Source organism: Clostridium puniceum, from assembly GCF_002006345.1.
GTDB classification, from domain to species: domain Bacteria; phylum Bacillota; class Clostridia; order Clostridiales; family Clostridiaceae; genus Clostridium; species Clostridium puniceum.
Map to the genome: position 1 here is coordinate 1 of NZ_LZZM01000204.1, position 16,706 is coordinate 16,706.

11 protein-coding genes are annotated in these 16,706 nt (G+C 29.6%); 10 read left to right on the plus strand and 1 reads right to left on the minus strand.

Annotated features, from left to right (window positions below; translation table 11 throughout):
* The first annotated feature begins 285 nt into the window (after positions 1-285).
* The 8 genes from CLPUN_RS20520 (at position 286) to CLPUN_RS20555 (ending at position 11,594) form a co-directional block, all read left to right on the plus strand.
* Positions 286-1,584 carry an MFS transporter gene (locus CLPUN_RS20520; protein WP_077849094.1) on the plus strand — a complete coding sequence of 433 codons (1,299 nt, stop codon included), beginning with the start codon at positions 286-288 and terminating at the stop codon, positions 1,582-1,584.
* A 484-nt stretch (positions 1,585-2,068) separates the two neighbouring features.
* The gene (locus CLPUN_RS20525; RefSeq protein ID WP_077849095.1) at positions 2,069-2,263 is read left to right on the plus strand and encodes a hypothetical protein; all 195 of its coding nucleotides are present in this window, start codon (positions 2,069-2,071) and stop codon (positions 2,261-2,263) included.
* A gap of 743 nt (positions 2,264-3,006) precedes the next feature.
* Positions 3,007-4,401 carry an MFS transporter gene (locus CLPUN_RS20530; RefSeq protein WP_077849096.1) on the plus strand — a complete coding sequence of 465 codons (1,395 nt, stop codon included), beginning with the start codon at positions 3,007-3,009 and terminating at the stop codon, positions 4,399-4,401.
* 192 nt (positions 4,402-4,593) lie between these two features.
* Complete coding sequence (locus CLPUN_RS20535) at positions 4,594-6,549, plus strand: BglG family transcription antiterminator (protein WP_077849097.1); 1,956 nt, start codon at positions 4,594-4,596, stop codon at positions 6,547-6,549.
* A 228-nt stretch (positions 6,550-6,777) separates the two neighbouring features.
* The gene (locus CLPUN_RS20540; RefSeq protein ID WP_077849098.1) at positions 6,778-7,920 is read left to right on the plus strand and encodes an MFS transporter; all 1,143 of its coding nucleotides are present in this window, start codon (positions 6,778-6,780) and stop codon (positions 7,918-7,920) included.
* A 48-nt stretch (positions 7,921-7,968) separates the two neighbouring features.
* The gene (locus tag CLPUN_RS20545; protein WP_077849099.1) at positions 7,969-8,769 is read left to right on the plus strand and encodes a DAPG hydrolase family protein; all 801 of its coding nucleotides are present in this window, start codon (positions 7,969-7,971) and stop codon (positions 8,767-8,769) included.
* Between the two features lie 63 nt (positions 8,770-8,832).
* Complete coding sequence (locus tag CLPUN_RS20550; RefSeq protein WP_077849100.1) at positions 8,833-10,809, plus strand: NAD(P)/FAD-dependent oxidoreductase; 1,977 nt, start codon at positions 8,833-8,835, stop codon at positions 10,807-10,809.
* A 113-nt stretch (positions 10,810-10,922) separates the two neighbouring features.
* Entirely contained in the window at positions 10,923-11,594 is a 672-nt protein-coding gene (locus tag CLPUN_RS20555) for a hypothetical protein (RefSeq protein WP_077849101.1), read from the plus strand.
* Positions 11,595-11,751: 157 nt separating this feature from the next.
* On the opposite strand, the gene CLPUN_RS20560 is transcribed toward CLPUN_RS20555, so the two are convergent.
* Positions 11,752-12,756, minus strand: coding sequence for a LacI family DNA-binding transcriptional regulator (locus tag CLPUN_RS20560; RefSeq protein WP_077849102.1), 1,005 nt, complete (start codon positions 12,754-12,756; stop codon positions 11,752-11,754).
* Between the two features lie 418 nt (positions 12,757-13,174).
* Here CLPUN_RS20560 and CLPUN_RS20565 point away from each other — a divergent pair, with 418 nt between their 5' ends.
* Both CLPUN_RS20565 and CLPUN_RS20570 read left to right on the plus strand, forming a co-directional pair.
* Positions 13,175-15,304 (plus strand): FAD-dependent oxidoreductase, encoded by a 2,130-nt coding sequence (locus tag CLPUN_RS20565; RefSeq protein ID WP_077849103.1) that lies wholly within the window; start codon positions 13,175-13,177, stop codon positions 15,302-15,304.
* A 2-nt stretch (positions 15,305-15,306) separates the two neighbouring features.
* Positions 15,307-16,620, plus strand: a complete 1,314-nt coding sequence (locus CLPUN_RS20570) for an NADH-ubiquinone oxidoreductase-F iron-sulfur binding region domain-containing protein (RefSeq protein WP_077849104.1) — start codon at positions 15,307-15,309, stop codon at positions 16,618-16,620.
* Positions 16,621-16,706 lie beyond the last annotated feature (86 nt).

Below are 16,706 nucleotides of genomic sequence, written 5' to 3' on the forward strand. Positions count from 1 at the left end.
AATTAATACTTATAAACAATAATATATATTACTTATTATACTTTATATTTACAATAAAATTGATATATATTAAAACTTAATAACTATTAATAAATATAAGTCTTATTGTATTAGTAAGGTCACTTAAAAATTGTCCTATTTTTTAATGGATATAAATGCAAACTAAATAAACAACAAAAAATTGATACTATTTGGATTTATATATAGTCCTATAGGTAAATGTTTTCTTGATATCATTTACACATAAGATAAACGTTATCATAAATTTTAGGAGGTATCATATTTATGGAAAATCAAGGATTTCAAAAGACACCTTTTGCAAGACTTCTAATAGGAGCAGTTCTTGGATTAGGGACATCAATAGCGCCTTTAGTACTATTAGGCTTTGGACTTGCAACCTTTAATATTATTAGAATTGTTGGAGTTGAAAATGCAACAGCGGTATATGGAATGGTAGGAGGAATAACAGGAATATTTTTAGTTATTTCATCTCCTTTAGGAGGAGCTATTGCAGATAAGACTAAATTTAAAATGGGTAGAAGAAGATTTTGGATGGTTGCTGGAAGTATAGGAGGAGCATTATCAATGCTTACATTTACTTATGCAACTTCAATACCAGTTCTTATTATAGGATATTGTTTAGCTAACTTCTTTTATGGAATGGTGACTTTGTCATGTTATGCAGTAGTTCCAGAACAAGTTGATCCTGAAAAATTTGGCAGAGTGTCTGGATTATTTGGTGCAGCAGCTTCAGTTTGTGTTATGATAGGTCAGGCGTTACTTGGAGTATATGCTGATGTACCTGTTCAACAAAAGCTTTTAGCAATTATACTTATACAAGTTATAGGTGGAATACTAGCAGCACTTCTTATCAAAGATACTCAATTTACAGGAAACGTAGAAAAGAAGAAAGGTTTCAGTGAAGGCTTTAAAAATTTCTATCCAAGCGTAAAGAAATATCCAGAATATACTTGGGCACTTCTTACAAAACTTTTTATCAATATTACAAATGCGGGATTAAATATGTTAACTCTTTTTTACATAATGAGATTCCATCTTGGTGAAGGTGATATTATGAGAGTTATGGCATATCAATCACCAGCAATAATGTTAATGGTTATATCAGGATTGTTTGGAGGCTTTATATCAGATAAAATTAAAAAGCAAAAACCATTTGTAATGTTAGCAGCATTAATAACAGGAATCTGTATGATTGCATTTGCATTCTCTGGCAGTGTTAATTTTGTAATAATAGGAAACTTCTTCTTTAACTTTGGTTTTGGGATGTATACAGCAGTTGATAATGCATTGGTAAATAGAATATTACCATCTAAAGAGAATACGGGGAAGGATATAGCTATAATGAATGTAACTGTGCAATTATCCTCAGCAGTTGTTCAATTCTTAGCACCAATTCTTATAGCACTGGGAACAAAATTATTAGGTGACGATGGATATACCTTCTTTTTTATAGTCCTTGCAGGTTTCTCAATATTGTCAGCTTTAGCAGTAATCCCAATACCGGAAGTGAGACAATCAAAGAATGAAAAATTAGCTGAAAAAACTGAAATAGAAACTGTATAAAATCATACAATAGTAGGATTTTAGATTAGTAGGGATAAATCTACGTAGTTAAGGTAGATTTATCCCTATATATTTTGCATCTTATTTTATTCTGTAATCAGCATAAAAAAATGATTGTATTTACAAAGGTTAACATTTTAACTGTAATTGATTTACTAGCTGTGATCTAAAGAGGTTTAAAATGTCAAATATGAATACTAAAAATTATTTCTATTATTCATATTGATGTTTAATTTATTTATTGAATTACTTGTACAAGGATTAGTTAATCAAAATATCATTTTAATGCAAAAATTAAGATAACATTATAATGTATACTTACAATCGATTTCAATAGTTATTTAATAAAATTAATAAAATATTAACAAAATGTTAATAAAATGAAACGTTAACAGGTATTTTATACCTTTAAAATTTTTGAAAAGTAAATTATGATATTAATGTAAATAAAATTGAAAAAAAGATTAAAGGGAGATGTAATTTCATGAAAGAAATTGTAAAAAGAATATTTAATTCAAAGAATTTAAAAAGAGCAATGGTAGGATTATCATATACCAAACCAGGATTAACTAAAGATCAGTGCATAACATTAAGTAGAATTTTTAGTGATCAAGAAGAGTTTGATAAATCAAAAGTATCAGTAAAAGATATTCCAATAAAAAAGGCTTCATGGGCTTAAAAAAAGCTTATGAAGCTTTTTTTATTGGGATGAAGTGTAGCAAAAGTTTAATTGATAAGATTATTTAATGGAAACTCTCCGAATTAGAAAATTATTTACTATATGCACTATAGATATTATTGATTAGGATAATGACATAATTAAACTGATTAATAATCAAAGGATATAAGTATAAATTATTATTAAAATAATATATAGAAACACTAATATACAAGTGATTTTTATTATTCAGATTTGAACATAATAATAAAAGTGTGAATTATTACTGTAGAGACACCATATAGATGAGTGTAGAATTTTTTCTGAAATTACATGTGAAAATATGAATGTAAAAACTGAAAAAAACAAAATAAAAAAGAAAAAAACTTTTTAAATTACTGAAAATATATTGCAAAGCTTATGAAAACGATATATACTTAATCTATAAAATACAGAAAAAACAGCTGTTAGAAAAAGCTATTATCTCTGATCAAGATATAGCACTGTATGTTTATACGATAAAAATATAATTTTGAAGGGAGTTTTTATAGTAGAATTAATAAAATATATTATAAGTTGTACCGAAAATCAATATTTGAATTTTTTAATTTGAATTGAGTAAAGATACTTATAAATATTGACTCAGTGTGATAGTTATGAAAACGTATATATAGTATATAAATTTCAACTATGGGAATTGTTTAGACTTAAGATGAGTGTAGAGTGATGCACATAAAATATAAATGGAAACAAGGAGGATTTTTATGTCTGATTTGGTAATAAATAGTAAAAAAAGTAAAAGCAAAGCAAATAGTAATGAAAAACCACTATCATTTGGTAGTATATTTGCATATGGTAGTGGAAATTTTGCTTCTCAATTATCTTGGACGATGGTAAGTACTTATTTAATTCTGTTTTATACAAATGTAGCTGGAATTGCTGCAGGTGCAGTTGCATTGATTATGTTAATTGTAAAAGTATGGGATGCTATATTCGATCCTATTTTGGGAGGGATAATGGAGCGTACACATACAAGATGGGGACGTTTTAGACCGTATATTTTATTTGGAGCACCATTTCTTGTATTATTTACAGTTTTAACATTTTCATCTCCTAATTTCAGCCCTAATGGGAAAATAATATATGCGTTTATTACTTATTTGTTGTTAAGTATATGTTATTCTGTTGTTAATGTTCCATATGTTTCGTTACCAGGAGTTATGTCAAGAAACGGTAATGAAATTAATCGTTTATATGCAGGACAATTGATTGGTATGACAACAGGTATGATTGCACTTAATATGTTTACATTACCACTTGTTAATTACTTTGGTAATGGTGTTGAAGCAGCAGGGTATCAAAAAACAGCAACAATATTTGCATTAGTTGCTTTGCCTATATTCTTCTTTGTATTTAAAACATCAAGGGAAGTAGTCACTGTAAAAAAAGAAAATGCAGTTCCTGCAAAAGAGGCTATGAAACTTATAGTAAAAAATAAACCATTAATGGCTACAACAGTATATACTATTGTATCAATGATTGGAATGTTTGGACGTCTTGGAGTTGCAGTATTCTATTACATGTTTGTAGTTGGAAGATTTGAACTTATTACACTTTTTATGATGATGCAAATGATAGTTGGAACAATTGTAATGCCTTTTACTCCAGCAATTATCAGAAAGATTGGTAAGAAAAATACTGCTATTTTAGCTATGGCACTTCAAACCATAGCTATGGTAATGATATTCTTTGGTGATCCTACAAATATACCATTCCTAATTATTTCTCACATTGTATATGGATTAGGATATATAGCAGGACCATGTGGTAGTGGTATGACAGTAGATTCAATTGATTATGGTGAATGGAAATATGGCGGACGTGCAGATGGTACAGCCTTTGCCGTACAAGTTTTAGGACAAAAAATTGCTTCAGCAGTTGGGGCTTCATTAGGTATATTCATCATTGGTCTTTTCGGATTTGTAGCTGGACAGCCAGTTACACCAGAAATAGCTAAAGGTATTAATATTTCTGTTAATTTAGTACCAGCAGCTTGCTTCTTATTATCAATTATTCCATTATTGTTCTATAACTTACCAGAGTCAAAAGTAGAAGAGATACGTGAAGAATTAGCGATTCGTCATGGAGAACATGATTAATAAATAATATTTAAATTAAAATAGTTAATTAGATAGCTCTAACTTGTATGCTATATTCATTAATTACTTAAATGTTTTTAATTGAATTAGACATATAATGTTAGAGCTATTGTATTTTAAATATTAAGATTTTATATAAATAAGAATTTACTGTATAATTTAAATAATCAGATTATACGTGAGGTAGTGTAAATGGAAAAAATAGTTTTACATACAAGACAACGAAAATTACTAAGTATACTTAATGAGCAAAAAGGTTTAATTACAGGTATAGAATTAGGAAATAAAATTGAAGTATCTGACAGAACAATTAGAAGTGATATTTCAGAATTAAATAAGATTTTAAATAAAATTAATGTGAGTATCGAAGCAATAAGAGGAAAAGGATATATTCTTAAAGTTAAAGATAGTAGAGTTTTACATAAGCTTATTTATACAGAGAATAGTTTATTAACACAGGAAGATAGAGTAAGGTATTTAGTTATAAGACTTATTCAAGCTGAAGAGGATATAAAAATTGATGAATTGGAGGATGAGATATTTGTAAGTAGAAGTACATTGGAAAAGGACATACGAATTGTAGAAGAAAAATATTCTAAAAAAAGACCGTATTTAAAATTGTTTCGTAAAGAAAATACTATTTTTTTTGAAGATAATGAAAAGATTAAGCGAGCAGTTTTGAATGAACTTTTTTCTAGAGAATGGGATTATAATTCAGAAGAAGGAATGAATTTTAGAGATAGCATTTTTGATTCAAAAGTCTTTGATATTATTTCGGAAAATGTAAAAGAAATTGTTAAAAATTATGGAATAAAGTTAAATGATGAGGACTTAGTGTATTTTGTATTTGCAATAGCTATTGCATATTTAAGAATTAAAGATGGTCATAATATTACTGAAGAAGTTGAGGAAAGAAATGATGAGCAGAGCATTACAAAAGTTGTAAATGAATTATCAGATCATTTAGAAGTAAAACTAAATATATCTTTTAACCGATTTGAACGTAATTATTTCATATTTTTTTTACTACAAAAAAGAATTTTTAATAGGGAGTATATTACTAGAAAAAATATTTTAGAATATGTGAATGTGGAGTATATTAAGATTGTTGAGCTTTTAATTAAGGATATAAAAAAAGAATATTTGTTGGATTTTACCAAAGACGATGAACTCTATATAGGATTGACTCTTCATATATATAAACTGAAAAGTAAATTTAAGTATGAATATGAGGTGAAAAGCCCTGTAATAGAAATATTGAAGAATAAATATCCATTATCATTTGAAATGTCATTAATTTTCAGAAAGCATTTTAATAATAGATTTCATATGGAGATAGAAGAAAATGAATTAAGCTATATAGGAGCATATTTAGGCGCAGCTGCAAGAAGATTTGTTAGCAATAAGTTATCAGGTGAAATTTCAATAGCCATATTAAGTCATTTGAATTATAGTGCTTTTCAATTATTGAAATCAAAATTGGAAGCAATTTATGGAAAAACAATAAAAGTAATCGGCCCTTTTTCGGTTTATGAAAAAGAAAAAATTATTAAAAGTAATGCTAGATTAATTTTATCTACAGTTAAGCTAAAGGATTTGTATATAAATAGCAAAGATTTGATTGTTGTATCACCATTTTTAGAAGATAGAGATATAATTTTAATAAATGATTATATAGACAAAATAAAAAGGGATTTTGTCCATCCTAAATTACCTAAGAAAATAATAGAATATTTTGATGAGGATTTATTTTTCTATGGATTGAATATGAATTCTAAAGAGGAAGTGATAACATTTTTATCAAAAGAATTATTGAGAAATGGGCAAGTGGGAACAGAATTTGCTAATTCAGTGTTTGAAAGAGAAAAAATATCTTCAACAACATTTGAAAATGGAATAGCTATTCCACGTCCAATAAGTAATTGTTTCTGTTATAAAACAATTATTTCTGTAGTTATTTTAAAGAAACCAATTTTATGGGATGGACAAAAAGTTAAATGTATTTTTTTATTATCCATTAGAGAAAAAGATAAAAAATATCTTATACGATTTTTTGATCTAGTTGTGGAGCATCTCAGTAATAAATTTAATATTGAAAAAATAATGGAAGCAAATACATTTGATAAATTTGCTAGCATTATTAGGTGAAAAGTATCTTAATTAAAAGATACTTTTTTTGCTTAAAATCAAATATTTCCTTTGTGCAACGGAAAGTAACAATTTGTATTAAATATAGGATTTCATTAATATTAACATATAAAATGTACAAGATACTTTATTAAGGAATAAGTTTTTTGTTTTATATATCAATGAAGAATTTTTATTTCATTATAAAGATGTTTGTATACTAACTTCAAATTTAGAAAGGAAGCGCAAATGGATAAAAGAAAAATAACAATTGCAGTATTATGTATGTCAACGCTAGCCCTTTGTTACATACTAATAGCCCCGCTGTTAGCAGAGATGAATAAATCATTTCCGAGTGCAACAGCTACACAAATACAGTTGATTTATACAATCCCATCAATGATTGCAATTCCAGCTATGCTGATTTCAGGTAAAATGGTTTACTATTTTAGCAAAAAGAATATGATATTGATAAGTATGATTATTATAGTAATGAGTAGTTTGTTACCAGTATTATTTAATGGTAGTTTAACCATTTTGTATCTTACAAGTGGATTAATGGGAAGTGGGCTCGGAGTGGTTACTACTCTTAGTTCAAACATAGTTTCAGATTACTTTGAAGATTTAGAACGTGCGAGTATTATGGGGTATCAATCAGCAGCAATTAGTATTGGTGGCGCAATATTATCTGCTATTAGTGGTAAAGTAGCAACAATAAATTGGTCATATTCTTATTTGATACTTTTATTGTTCATACCTTGTATATTTATTGTGTTAAAGTTTTTACCTAAAGATAGTCCTATTGAGAAAGTTGGAAAAGCTGATAGTACTATAAATATAAGGCTCTTATATTTTGCCTTTTTAAGCTTTTTATGTCAGATTTTTGTAACTGGATATAATTCCAATATAGCATTTTTTATTCAAAATAAGAATATTGGAAGTGTTGAAGCAGCAGGCACTGTAAATTCATTATTTATGCTTATTGGTATTCCAGCGGGTTTTATTGTAGGAAAATTAACAAAGATATTTAAAAGAAATATATTTTTTGTAGCAGTTGCGTTTATATCATGTGGATTTTTTATTACTGCTTTTTCAACTGACATTAAATTGGTGTACCTAGGAGCATTTTTTATAGGGTTTGGTTTTTCTGTTAGAGCTCCATCAGCAATGACTTTTGCAGTAAATATGGTAACTTCAGAGAGTGCAGCTATGGCAATTGCTATTGTGGGAGCATTATCTAACGTGGGGAATTTTATAGCGCCATTTATTATTAATATGATTGGTAATATTGTTGGAAATGATGTGAGTAAAATATTTACTGTATGTGGAATTTGCACAATAGTAATATCTGGACTATATTTGTTTACAAATCCAGTGAAAAAATATATTTAAGTTAATAAAAATAGAGAAAAATTTTTTAAAATCAGAGGAGGCATAGTTATGTTTATAAGCGAAAATGATAGACCAATATTGACGGAACAAGAAAAAAAGATTTCATATTCAAAATATTTTTATAGAGAAGAAACACCAATAAATGAAGAAGTTAAAAAAATTATAGATAATAAGATTATGATGAATCCAGAAGATGCAATTTTAGGGGATAGAATAAATGATATGATAGACCCTGAAAAAATAAAAGTTGAAAATGGATATTGTATTTTACCAAATGGGTGTGGGTATGTTGCGGCTTATCATAAGATGCAAGGAGTTACTTTAGACATGTATAAATGGTGGAATAGTTGGTGGACATCAGGAGAAGATAGTAATTTAAAATATAAAATATGGTGTCCAAAGCATCATTTTGATTCAGGGTTTAAATGGAATCTTGAAACCTGTGGAACAGGCTTCCCGTTAGAAGATGTATATATTCAAGATATATTCAGGGATAATCCAGAACGAACTGGTATAGATGTTGAAAAAATGAAGAAATCTAATTTAGTCATGATAGATGGTGCTAATGCAACTTCTAGAGTTCTAAATGGTGATTATACTGTAAGACCAATACCAACAGTAGTTGCGCATTTCATATATGAAACAGAAGAAGGTATAGAAATGAGAACAAGGTTTTGGAAGGGATATCAAGTGTTAGGAAATAGATTTATACCAGTTTTAAAGAGTGATGATGTTGTACCAGAAGAAAGTCTTTTAGGACTTTTGGAACATAATGCATTGGAAATGCAAGGTGGATTAAAGGTAATACTTCCTCAATTATATAAAGAAGAATATCTAGAAAAGAAATAATGTAATTAATGATAATAAGCGTAATACAAATTAATAGTATTTATAAAAACAGGAGGAAGAATTATGGAAAATAAAAAGCAATGCTTTAGAAAGGGAGAACAATATCCACACCTGTTTTCCCCTTTAAGAATTGGAAATATAAGACTTAAAAATCGTATTATAGCAGCACCTACAAGTCCTAGTATGATTACAACAGAGGGACATTTTACAAAAGAAATGATTGCTTATTTAGAAGAAAAAGCATTAGGCGGCGCAAGTGTTGTTACATATGGAGAAGCAATTGTTCATTCAGCAACTGGAAAATCTCATAACAAACAGTTACAACTAGACTCTTTTGGTGTAAAACAAGGGCTTGCGGAATGTACAAGGGCAATCCATAATGCTGGTGCATATGCAAATATCCAATTATCACATGGTGGTAAATATGGGGGACTTGCTAGTGTTGGCGGTGATCAGGATTGTTGTAATGTTGCTTATGGTCCTAGTCATGAAATTACACCAGAAGGTGAAGTTTTTGAAATGCCAAAGGAATTAATTTTAGAAATTGTTGAATCTTACGGAAAAGCAGCAAAGTTATGTAAAGATTGTGGATTTGATATGGTTCAAGTTCATGCAGCACATGGATGGCTATTCTCACAATTTTTATCACCTGTTATGAATCAAAGAACAGATGAATTTGGTGGTTCATTAGAAAATCGTGCTAGATTTATGATTATGGCACTAGATGCTGTACGCAAAGCAGTAGGGCCACATTTCCCAATTGAACTTCGTCTTTCTGGAGATGATATGACTGAAGTTGGACTTGATCTCAATGCTTGTATTGAAGTAGCAAAAATGGTTGAGGATAAAATTAATTTATTTAATATTTCATGTGGAAATCATGAAGATCCTGCAATGTTTTGCAGAACGCATCCATCATCTTTCTTCCCAAGAGGTGTTAATGTATATCTTGCAGCTGAGATAAAAAAACATGTAAAAACACCAGTTGCATGTGTTGGAAGTTTGAATAATCCAGTTCATATGGAAGAAATTATTGCTACAGGACAATCAGATTTTGTTGAAATTGGAAGAGCCTTATTAGCGGATCCATATTTACCTCAAAAAGCATTTGAAGGAAAAGCTGATGATATAACTCCTTGTTTACGTTGTTATGAATGTTTTGGTGAGACTAGTAAGAGTGAAACGGTGAAATGTTCAGTTAACCCAACCATGGGACAACAATTCCCTGAAAAATCAAAAAATAAGGTAGCATCATATAAGAAAAAAGTATTAATAGCAGGTGGGGGGCCAGCTGGAATGGAAGCGGCAATTACTGCAGCAGAAAAAGGTCATGATGTAACTTTAGTTGAGAAGTTTGATAAATTAGGTGGAAATCTTTATCCGGCTGGTGCTGCATATTTCAAAAAGGATATTATAGATTTTTGTAATGTCTTGATTAAGAGAGTAGAAAATGCAGGGATAAGTGTTATTCTTAATACAGAAGTTACAAAAGAATATGTGAAAGAATTTAAACCTGATACATTGATGGTTGCAATAGGTTCAAAGGAACTTGTACCACCGATCAAAGGAATAGATTCTCCAAAAGTTATCATGGCTATTGATGCAGAACTAAATCATGATAAATTAGGGGAAAAGGTAGTGATTTTGGGAGGCGGTCTAGTTGGAAGTGAAGCGGCAATTTCCTTCAAACATGATGGAAAAGAATGTTCAATTATTGAAATGAAAAATGATGTTTCAGAAGATGTGAATTCATTCTATAGAGGCGGTTTAATGGTACAAGTTGAAAACTCAGCTACTATCTATAGAAATACAATGGTGAAAGAGATAGTACCTTCGGGTGTATTATGCACAAGAAATGGTGAAGAATTTATTATTGAAGCAGATAGTATAGTGTGTGCACTTGGCTTTAGAGCGCCATATGATAAAGTAGATGAATTATGCGACTTAGTAGATGAATATTATATTATTGGTGACTGTAAAAATGTTGGACAGATTTATGATGCTATAAATAATGCATATTATTCAGCAATGATGATATAAAAGCAATAAGAGAATAACCAATGTATGTGATAGCACTTACTTAAACAACGTAGGTGCTATCTTTGATTTTTTAATAATAAAATTATTATACTTTTAAAGAGGGGAATGTGAAAATGAAAAATAAAAAAGGGGATTTTTTCTGGGGCGTAGTATTATTCATATGGATATTGATTTTAGCAGTACCTTCTACACGTATAACCTTTATAGAAGTTACGGATGCATATCCATATGTAGGGGGATTTTTAAAATTTTTTATATTAGCAAGTATGGGAGACTGGCTTGGAGTTAGAATTTTAAAGGGCAAATGGATCATACCAAAGGGTTTTATTTATAAGGCTGTGGTATGGGGAATAATAGGAATGATGATAACTCTTGTATTTACAGTTTTTACGGCAGGTACGGGAGCTGCACAGGCTGTAGGAAAGCTTCCTTTTGCAGGATCAAAATTGGCTCAAGCATTTTTGGGAAGCACTATTATGAATTTAACATTTGGACCTATGATGTATGTTTATCATAAATTTGGGGATTTATTCGTTGAATTAAGTTATGAGAAAAAAATAAGTGAATTAACAGTAAAGGATTTTGTTGATAGAATAGACTGGTATACTTTAGTGAGTTTTTCATGGATAAAAACTTGTACATTCGTATGGATACCTTGTCATACAATAGTATTTTTACTACCTCCAGAGTATAGGGTTCTTGCATCTGCGTTTTTATCTATTTTACTTGGAATTATAATTGCAGTTTCAAAAAAAGGTAACAGTGGAATTGATGTATCTAAATAAAACAATTATCATAAATATGAATTAAAGTTTTTAATTCCACTTAATGATTTCAAGAGATTTCTAAATGTACATTACCAATTTGAATATATGTAATAAAAAGTAAGATATACAGATGATTTATTATTTCAGTGTATATCTTACTTTTATTTCATGAATTTTAAACTTCTTTAATTGTAGAAGATCTAATTACAAGTTGATGATCAATATAGATTTTTCTTCCTCTAGATAGTTCGCCATTAATTAGAGATACAAGCATTCTTATAGTTTCTGAACCGATTTCCTTAAAAGATTGATCTACGGTTGTGATTGGAGGATCAAAAAAATCTGTAATTTCAGAATTATCAACACCAGCAACAGAAATTTCATCTGGAATTGAGATGCCAGCCCTTTTTAATCTGTAAATACATCCTACAGCTAGATTATCACTGATGCAGAAAATAGCATCAGGTCTGTTTTCTAAAGCAAGAATTTTCTTTGTGGCATCACTACCACCATCCATTGTGAAGTCAACATTGAATTTTAAAGAATCATCACAAGGTAGATCATTATCTCTCAAAGCATCTATATAACCTCGTTCTCGTTCTTTTTCAAAATGTGAAATTCTACCTTCAGAGGCACCAGAAATAATAGCTATTCTTTTTTTGCCAGTTTGAATAAGATGTGAAACTACATCGTAAGCAATTGTGCGGTCATCAGCCGAAACAATATATTTATCAGTTGTATCTAAAAGTGGTTTTCCTATTTGAACTACAGGATAATGACTAATTATTTGTTTAAAGTCATTATTGCTTTCAGTTATATCTAACAATACAATTCCTGCAATAATATTATTTTTAAGTATACTGATAACTTCCTTTGCACCTTCTGTACTACTTGGATTGCTACAATAGTGATATATAACATGATATCCAAGATCACCGGCAGTATCTTGAAAGCTGTTAAATAAGTCCTCGATAAGAGTACCGGTTATAACTAAAATAACTTTTGAATTATTACGCTTTAATTCTTTATTTTTAGTGCTGACTTTATAGCCAACCTTTTCGATAGCAGCAAGAACACGTTCACGTTTTTCTTCTGTAACCATAAAACTATTATTTAATACACGCGAAACTGTTGCAACGGAAACATCTGCCTCTTTTGCAACGTCTATAACTGTTGCCATATTATACCTCCTTACATTGGTAAAATTATAATGCTTTAAATAACATAGTGTTAAATTACTTTCTATTATATATCAAAGATTAAAATAGTTACATGATTAATAGGTAAATTGTAATATGTTAATTTTGTAAAACATTTGTAATAAATTATAGTATATCTGAAAATTAAAATCAATAGACTATTATAATTAGTTCTGAATATAGAGTTGTTTGTATATAAAAAGTCAAATAAAATAATGTAAAAATAGATTTTACAGAAAATATATACGAATATTTCAGTATTTTCTGTAAAAAGTTTGACTTTTTATGAAAAAATGCTATAATTTAATTATGAAATATCATGAAAAATAATTAGTATTTGATGAAAACGATAAGATGAATTTAAACTACATTTAGTGTAAATGAATGGAGGTATTTGACTTGAAAGACATTAAGATAACCATTGATGGAAAAGAAATTATAACTAAAGAAGGAAAAAATGTATTGGATTGTGCGTTAGAATCAGGAATATACATACCACACCTATGCCATCATCCTGATTTGCCAGAACTTGGAGCATGCAGACTTTGTGTTGTTGAACATAATGGAGAAATAGTTACAAGCTGTACACTAAAAGCTGAAGATGGAATGGCTATTAAAACGCAAAATGAACAAATTAATAAGAAACGTCAGCTTGCTATGGAATTAATTCTTGCAGCACACCCAGAAGAGTGTTCTACTTGTACTAAATATGGAAAGTGTGAATTACAAGTTTTAATTCAATATTTAGGCGTTGGACCTGAGCGTTTAAGAATGAGGGTGAAACCGTTTCCTAAAAACACCTCTAATCAATTATTTGATCATGATATGACTAGATGTGTATTATGCGGAAGATGTGCTAGGGTATGCCAGAAGGTTCGTAAAGTTAATGCTATAGATTATCAAAAGAAAAATAGTGAAGTTTATATTGGAACACCACATGAAAAATTACTTATAGATGCAGATTGTAAATTTTGTGGAGCTTGCGTAGAGATTTGCCCTACAGGTGCTTTGATGGATAAAAAAGAACTAGTTGATCTTAATAAAAATAAAGACACATCATTAGTACCATGTAGAAATACTTGTCCAGCTGGAACTAATATTCCTACTTATATAAGACTTGTAAATGAAGGCAAATATTCAGAAGCAACAGCCGTTATTAGAGAAAAGCTTCCTATACCTAAAATATTAGGACATATTTGCAGCCATCCATGTGAATCAGAGTGTCGCAGAGGAAATGTGAATGAAGCCGTATCTATTAGGGAATTAAAACTTTTTGCTGTAGAACATGATGAAAAAGAAATTTGGAAGAAAAATAGAAAGCTGCTTCCTGCTACTGGCAAAAAGGTTGGTGTTATTGGTGCAGGTCCAGCAGGATTAAGTGCAGCATATTATCTAAAAAAACAAGGACATGATGTAACAGTTTACGAAGCACTTCCTTATGCTGGTGGTATGACAAGAGTAGGAATACCAGAGTATCGTATGCCAAGAAATATAATAGAAGAAGAAGTTAATCTTATTAAAGAAATAGGAGTAGAAATTGTTACTAATACAAAAGTTGAAAAATTTGAATCATTATTAAATGATGGATATGATGCAGTGTTAACAGCGATTGGAGCGCATAAGGGTGTACGATTGCCGATTGAAGGAAATGATTTAGAAGGTGTATTACTTAATTCAGATTTTCTAAGAGCTGTAAGTTTAAATGAAGAAGTAAAGATAGGTGAAAAGGTAATAGTCCTTGGTGGTGGAAATGTTGCCTTTGACTGTGCACGTACTGCAGTAAGGCTTGGAGCAAAAAAAGTTCATTTAGCATGTTTAGAAAATGAACAAAATATACCTGCGTCTGAAGATGAAGTAAAAGCAGGAATTGAAGAAGGTATTACTATTCACTATTCAAAATCATTTGCAAAGATTTTAGGTGAAGAAGATAAGATTGCAGGTATAGAATTTGTTAATGTAGAATCAATGTCATTTGATGAGAATAGAAGACTTACAATAAATTTAGTTGAAGGATCAAATCATATTCTTGAAGTGGATCAAATTATATTTGCAACAGGGCAAAGACCAGATATTGATGAAAGCAGCGGTTTTGAATTAGGTAGAGGAAATACTATTGTAGTAAATGACATGCAAGAAACTAATAAAAAAGGTATTTTTGCTGCTGGAGATGCAATTTATGGTACTAATTCTGTAGTAAAAGCTGTTGCGTCAGGTAGAGATGCTGCTAAAGCTATAGATAAATTCTTGGGCGGAGACGGAAATATAGATGAACATCTTATTGATGTAGACGAGCCTAACAAATGTATAGGTAAAAAAGCAGGATTTGGATATGAAGAAAGAATTATTCCGAGTGAAGTTGATGTAAATTCAAGAAAAACTAATTTTAGCAGAGCAGAAAATGGATTTACATGTGAACAAGCAGATAAAGAAAGCAGCAGATGCTTGCAATGTGATTTGCGTTTAGGAATATCAAAACCTAAGACTTGGAATGATTTTGCTGGAATTACTATAGAAAGGGGCAATGAATAACTATGACAAATGAATTTAAACCAATTCTTATGCGTAATTTTGATACAAATAATTTAGAAGCAGAAGGCTTATTTAAAGCAATGAAATTATCATCACAAGAAATAATAGATAGAATTGATAAAATTCAGTTAAAAGAATGTGGTGTGTATTCAGAAAGCGTTGCTGATAAGTGGAAAAAAGTAATTTCTGGATTTGAAGATGAAGAAAAAAAGTTGATTACTGGTTTTAATAATATAGATAATTCATATGTTTCAATATGCCTTCTTGAAAATGATCCAGCTAATGTTTTAGGGGGCATGGCAATAGCGGGAAGAGCTGTGGATATTTCTAAGGGAGTTCTGTATATTCCAGAAGAAAAGTTGGATTTAAAAGAAGTTTTAGAAAATAAAATAAAAGAAATAGAGTTATATGGTTTTGAAGTTGAATTTGCAATTGGAAAAATTGATGTAAGGCAAGTAGAAGATTATGATTTAGTACATCATATTGATACTATGGCATCTATTGCAGCATACTTTGATATAGAAGAAGAATATATTCCTTCAAAAATTGTTTCAGTAACTGGAGCAGTTAAAAAGCCAGGCATTGGAGAAATACTTGAAAATACAAATGTAAGAGCAATAATTGAACAAATTTCAGAAGGTTTTGAAGACGAAATTCAAGCAATTGTCCTTGGTGGACAAAATGGAAAATGTATACTTGAATCCGAAGCAGATAAAACTATTTTTGAAGGCAATGGTACTAATGAACTTATTGTTTTACATAAAAAAGAGTGCATTGTAGATTTTGCAAAACAAGGAATAACAAAAATGTATGAAGGAACTTGTGGAAAGTGTACCTTCTGCAGAGAAGGATTATATCAATTAAAACAAATGATTTCAGATGCTACAGAAGGAAAAAGTAAAGCGGAAGATTTTGAATTAATAGAAGAGCTTGCAAATGAAGTATCGGAAGAAACTTTATGCAGCTATGGTCAAAAATCAACTGAATTTGTAAAAACTTCAATACAATTATTTAAAGCTAACTATGAATCACATATTAAAAGAAAAAAATGTCCTGTGGATTTATGTGGAAATTCTCAAAACATTGCTATTAAAGGTGATGTGTGTGATGGATGTGAGGAATGTATGGATGTATGTGACTTTGATGCTATTGAAGGAAAAAGTGGATATATTCATATGATTGATGAGTTTGACTGTACTAAATGTGGTAAGTGTATAGATATTTGTCCAGTTTCTGCAATAGTAAAAATTTCAGGTAATAAAGCAATAGGGCCAGATAAACTTACGCGTGTTGGAAGATGGAAAAAGAGAAGATAGTATTTAAAGATTTTGAGTATCATAATTATATTAATTTGTTATCAAATAAAATAATTTATAGATAAATATTTATATTGAAATTATGA

What these genes read in the sequence shown, in the direction of transcription:
- CLPUN_RS20540 (WP_077849098.1), top strand. Translation starts at nt 6,778, where the DNA reads ATGGATAAAAGAAAAATAACAATTGCAGTATTATGTATGTCAACGCTA.
- CLPUN_RS20535 (WP_077849097.1), top strand. Translation starts at nt 4,594, where the DNA reads ATGGAAAAAATAGTTTTACATACAAGACAACGAAAATTACTAAGTATA.
- CLPUN_RS20525 (WP_077849095.1), top strand. Translation starts at nt 2,069, where the DNA reads ATGAAAGAAATTGTAAAAAGAATATTTAATTCAAAGAATTTAAAAAGA.
- CLPUN_RS20560 (WP_077849102.1), bottom strand. Translation starts at nt 12,756, where the DNA reads ATGGCAACAGTTATAGACGTTGCAAAAGAGGCAGATGTTTCCGTTGCA.
- CLPUN_RS20520 (WP_077849094.1), top strand. Translation starts at nt 286, where the DNA reads ATGGAAAATCAAGGATTTCAAAAGACACCTTTTGCAAGACTTCTAATA.
- CLPUN_RS20570 (WP_077849104.1), top strand. Translation starts at nt 15,307, where the DNA reads ATGACAAATGAATTTAAACCAATTCTTATGCGTAATTTTGATACAAAT.
- CLPUN_RS20555 (WP_077849101.1), top strand. Translation starts at nt 10,923, where the DNA reads ATGAAAAATAAAAAAGGGGATTTTTTCTGGGGCGTAGTATTATTCATA.
- CLPUN_RS20550 (WP_077849100.1), top strand. Translation starts at nt 8,833, where the DNA reads ATGGAAAATAAAAAGCAATGCTTTAGAAAGGGAGAACAATATCCACAC.
- CLPUN_RS20530 (WP_077849096.1), top strand. Translation starts at nt 3,007, where the DNA reads ATGTCTGATTTGGTAATAAATAGTAAAAAAAGTAAAAGCAAAGCAAAT.
- CLPUN_RS20545 (WP_077849099.1), top strand. Translation starts at nt 7,969, where the DNA reads ATGTTTATAAGCGAAAATGATAGACCAATATTGACGGAACAAGAAAAA.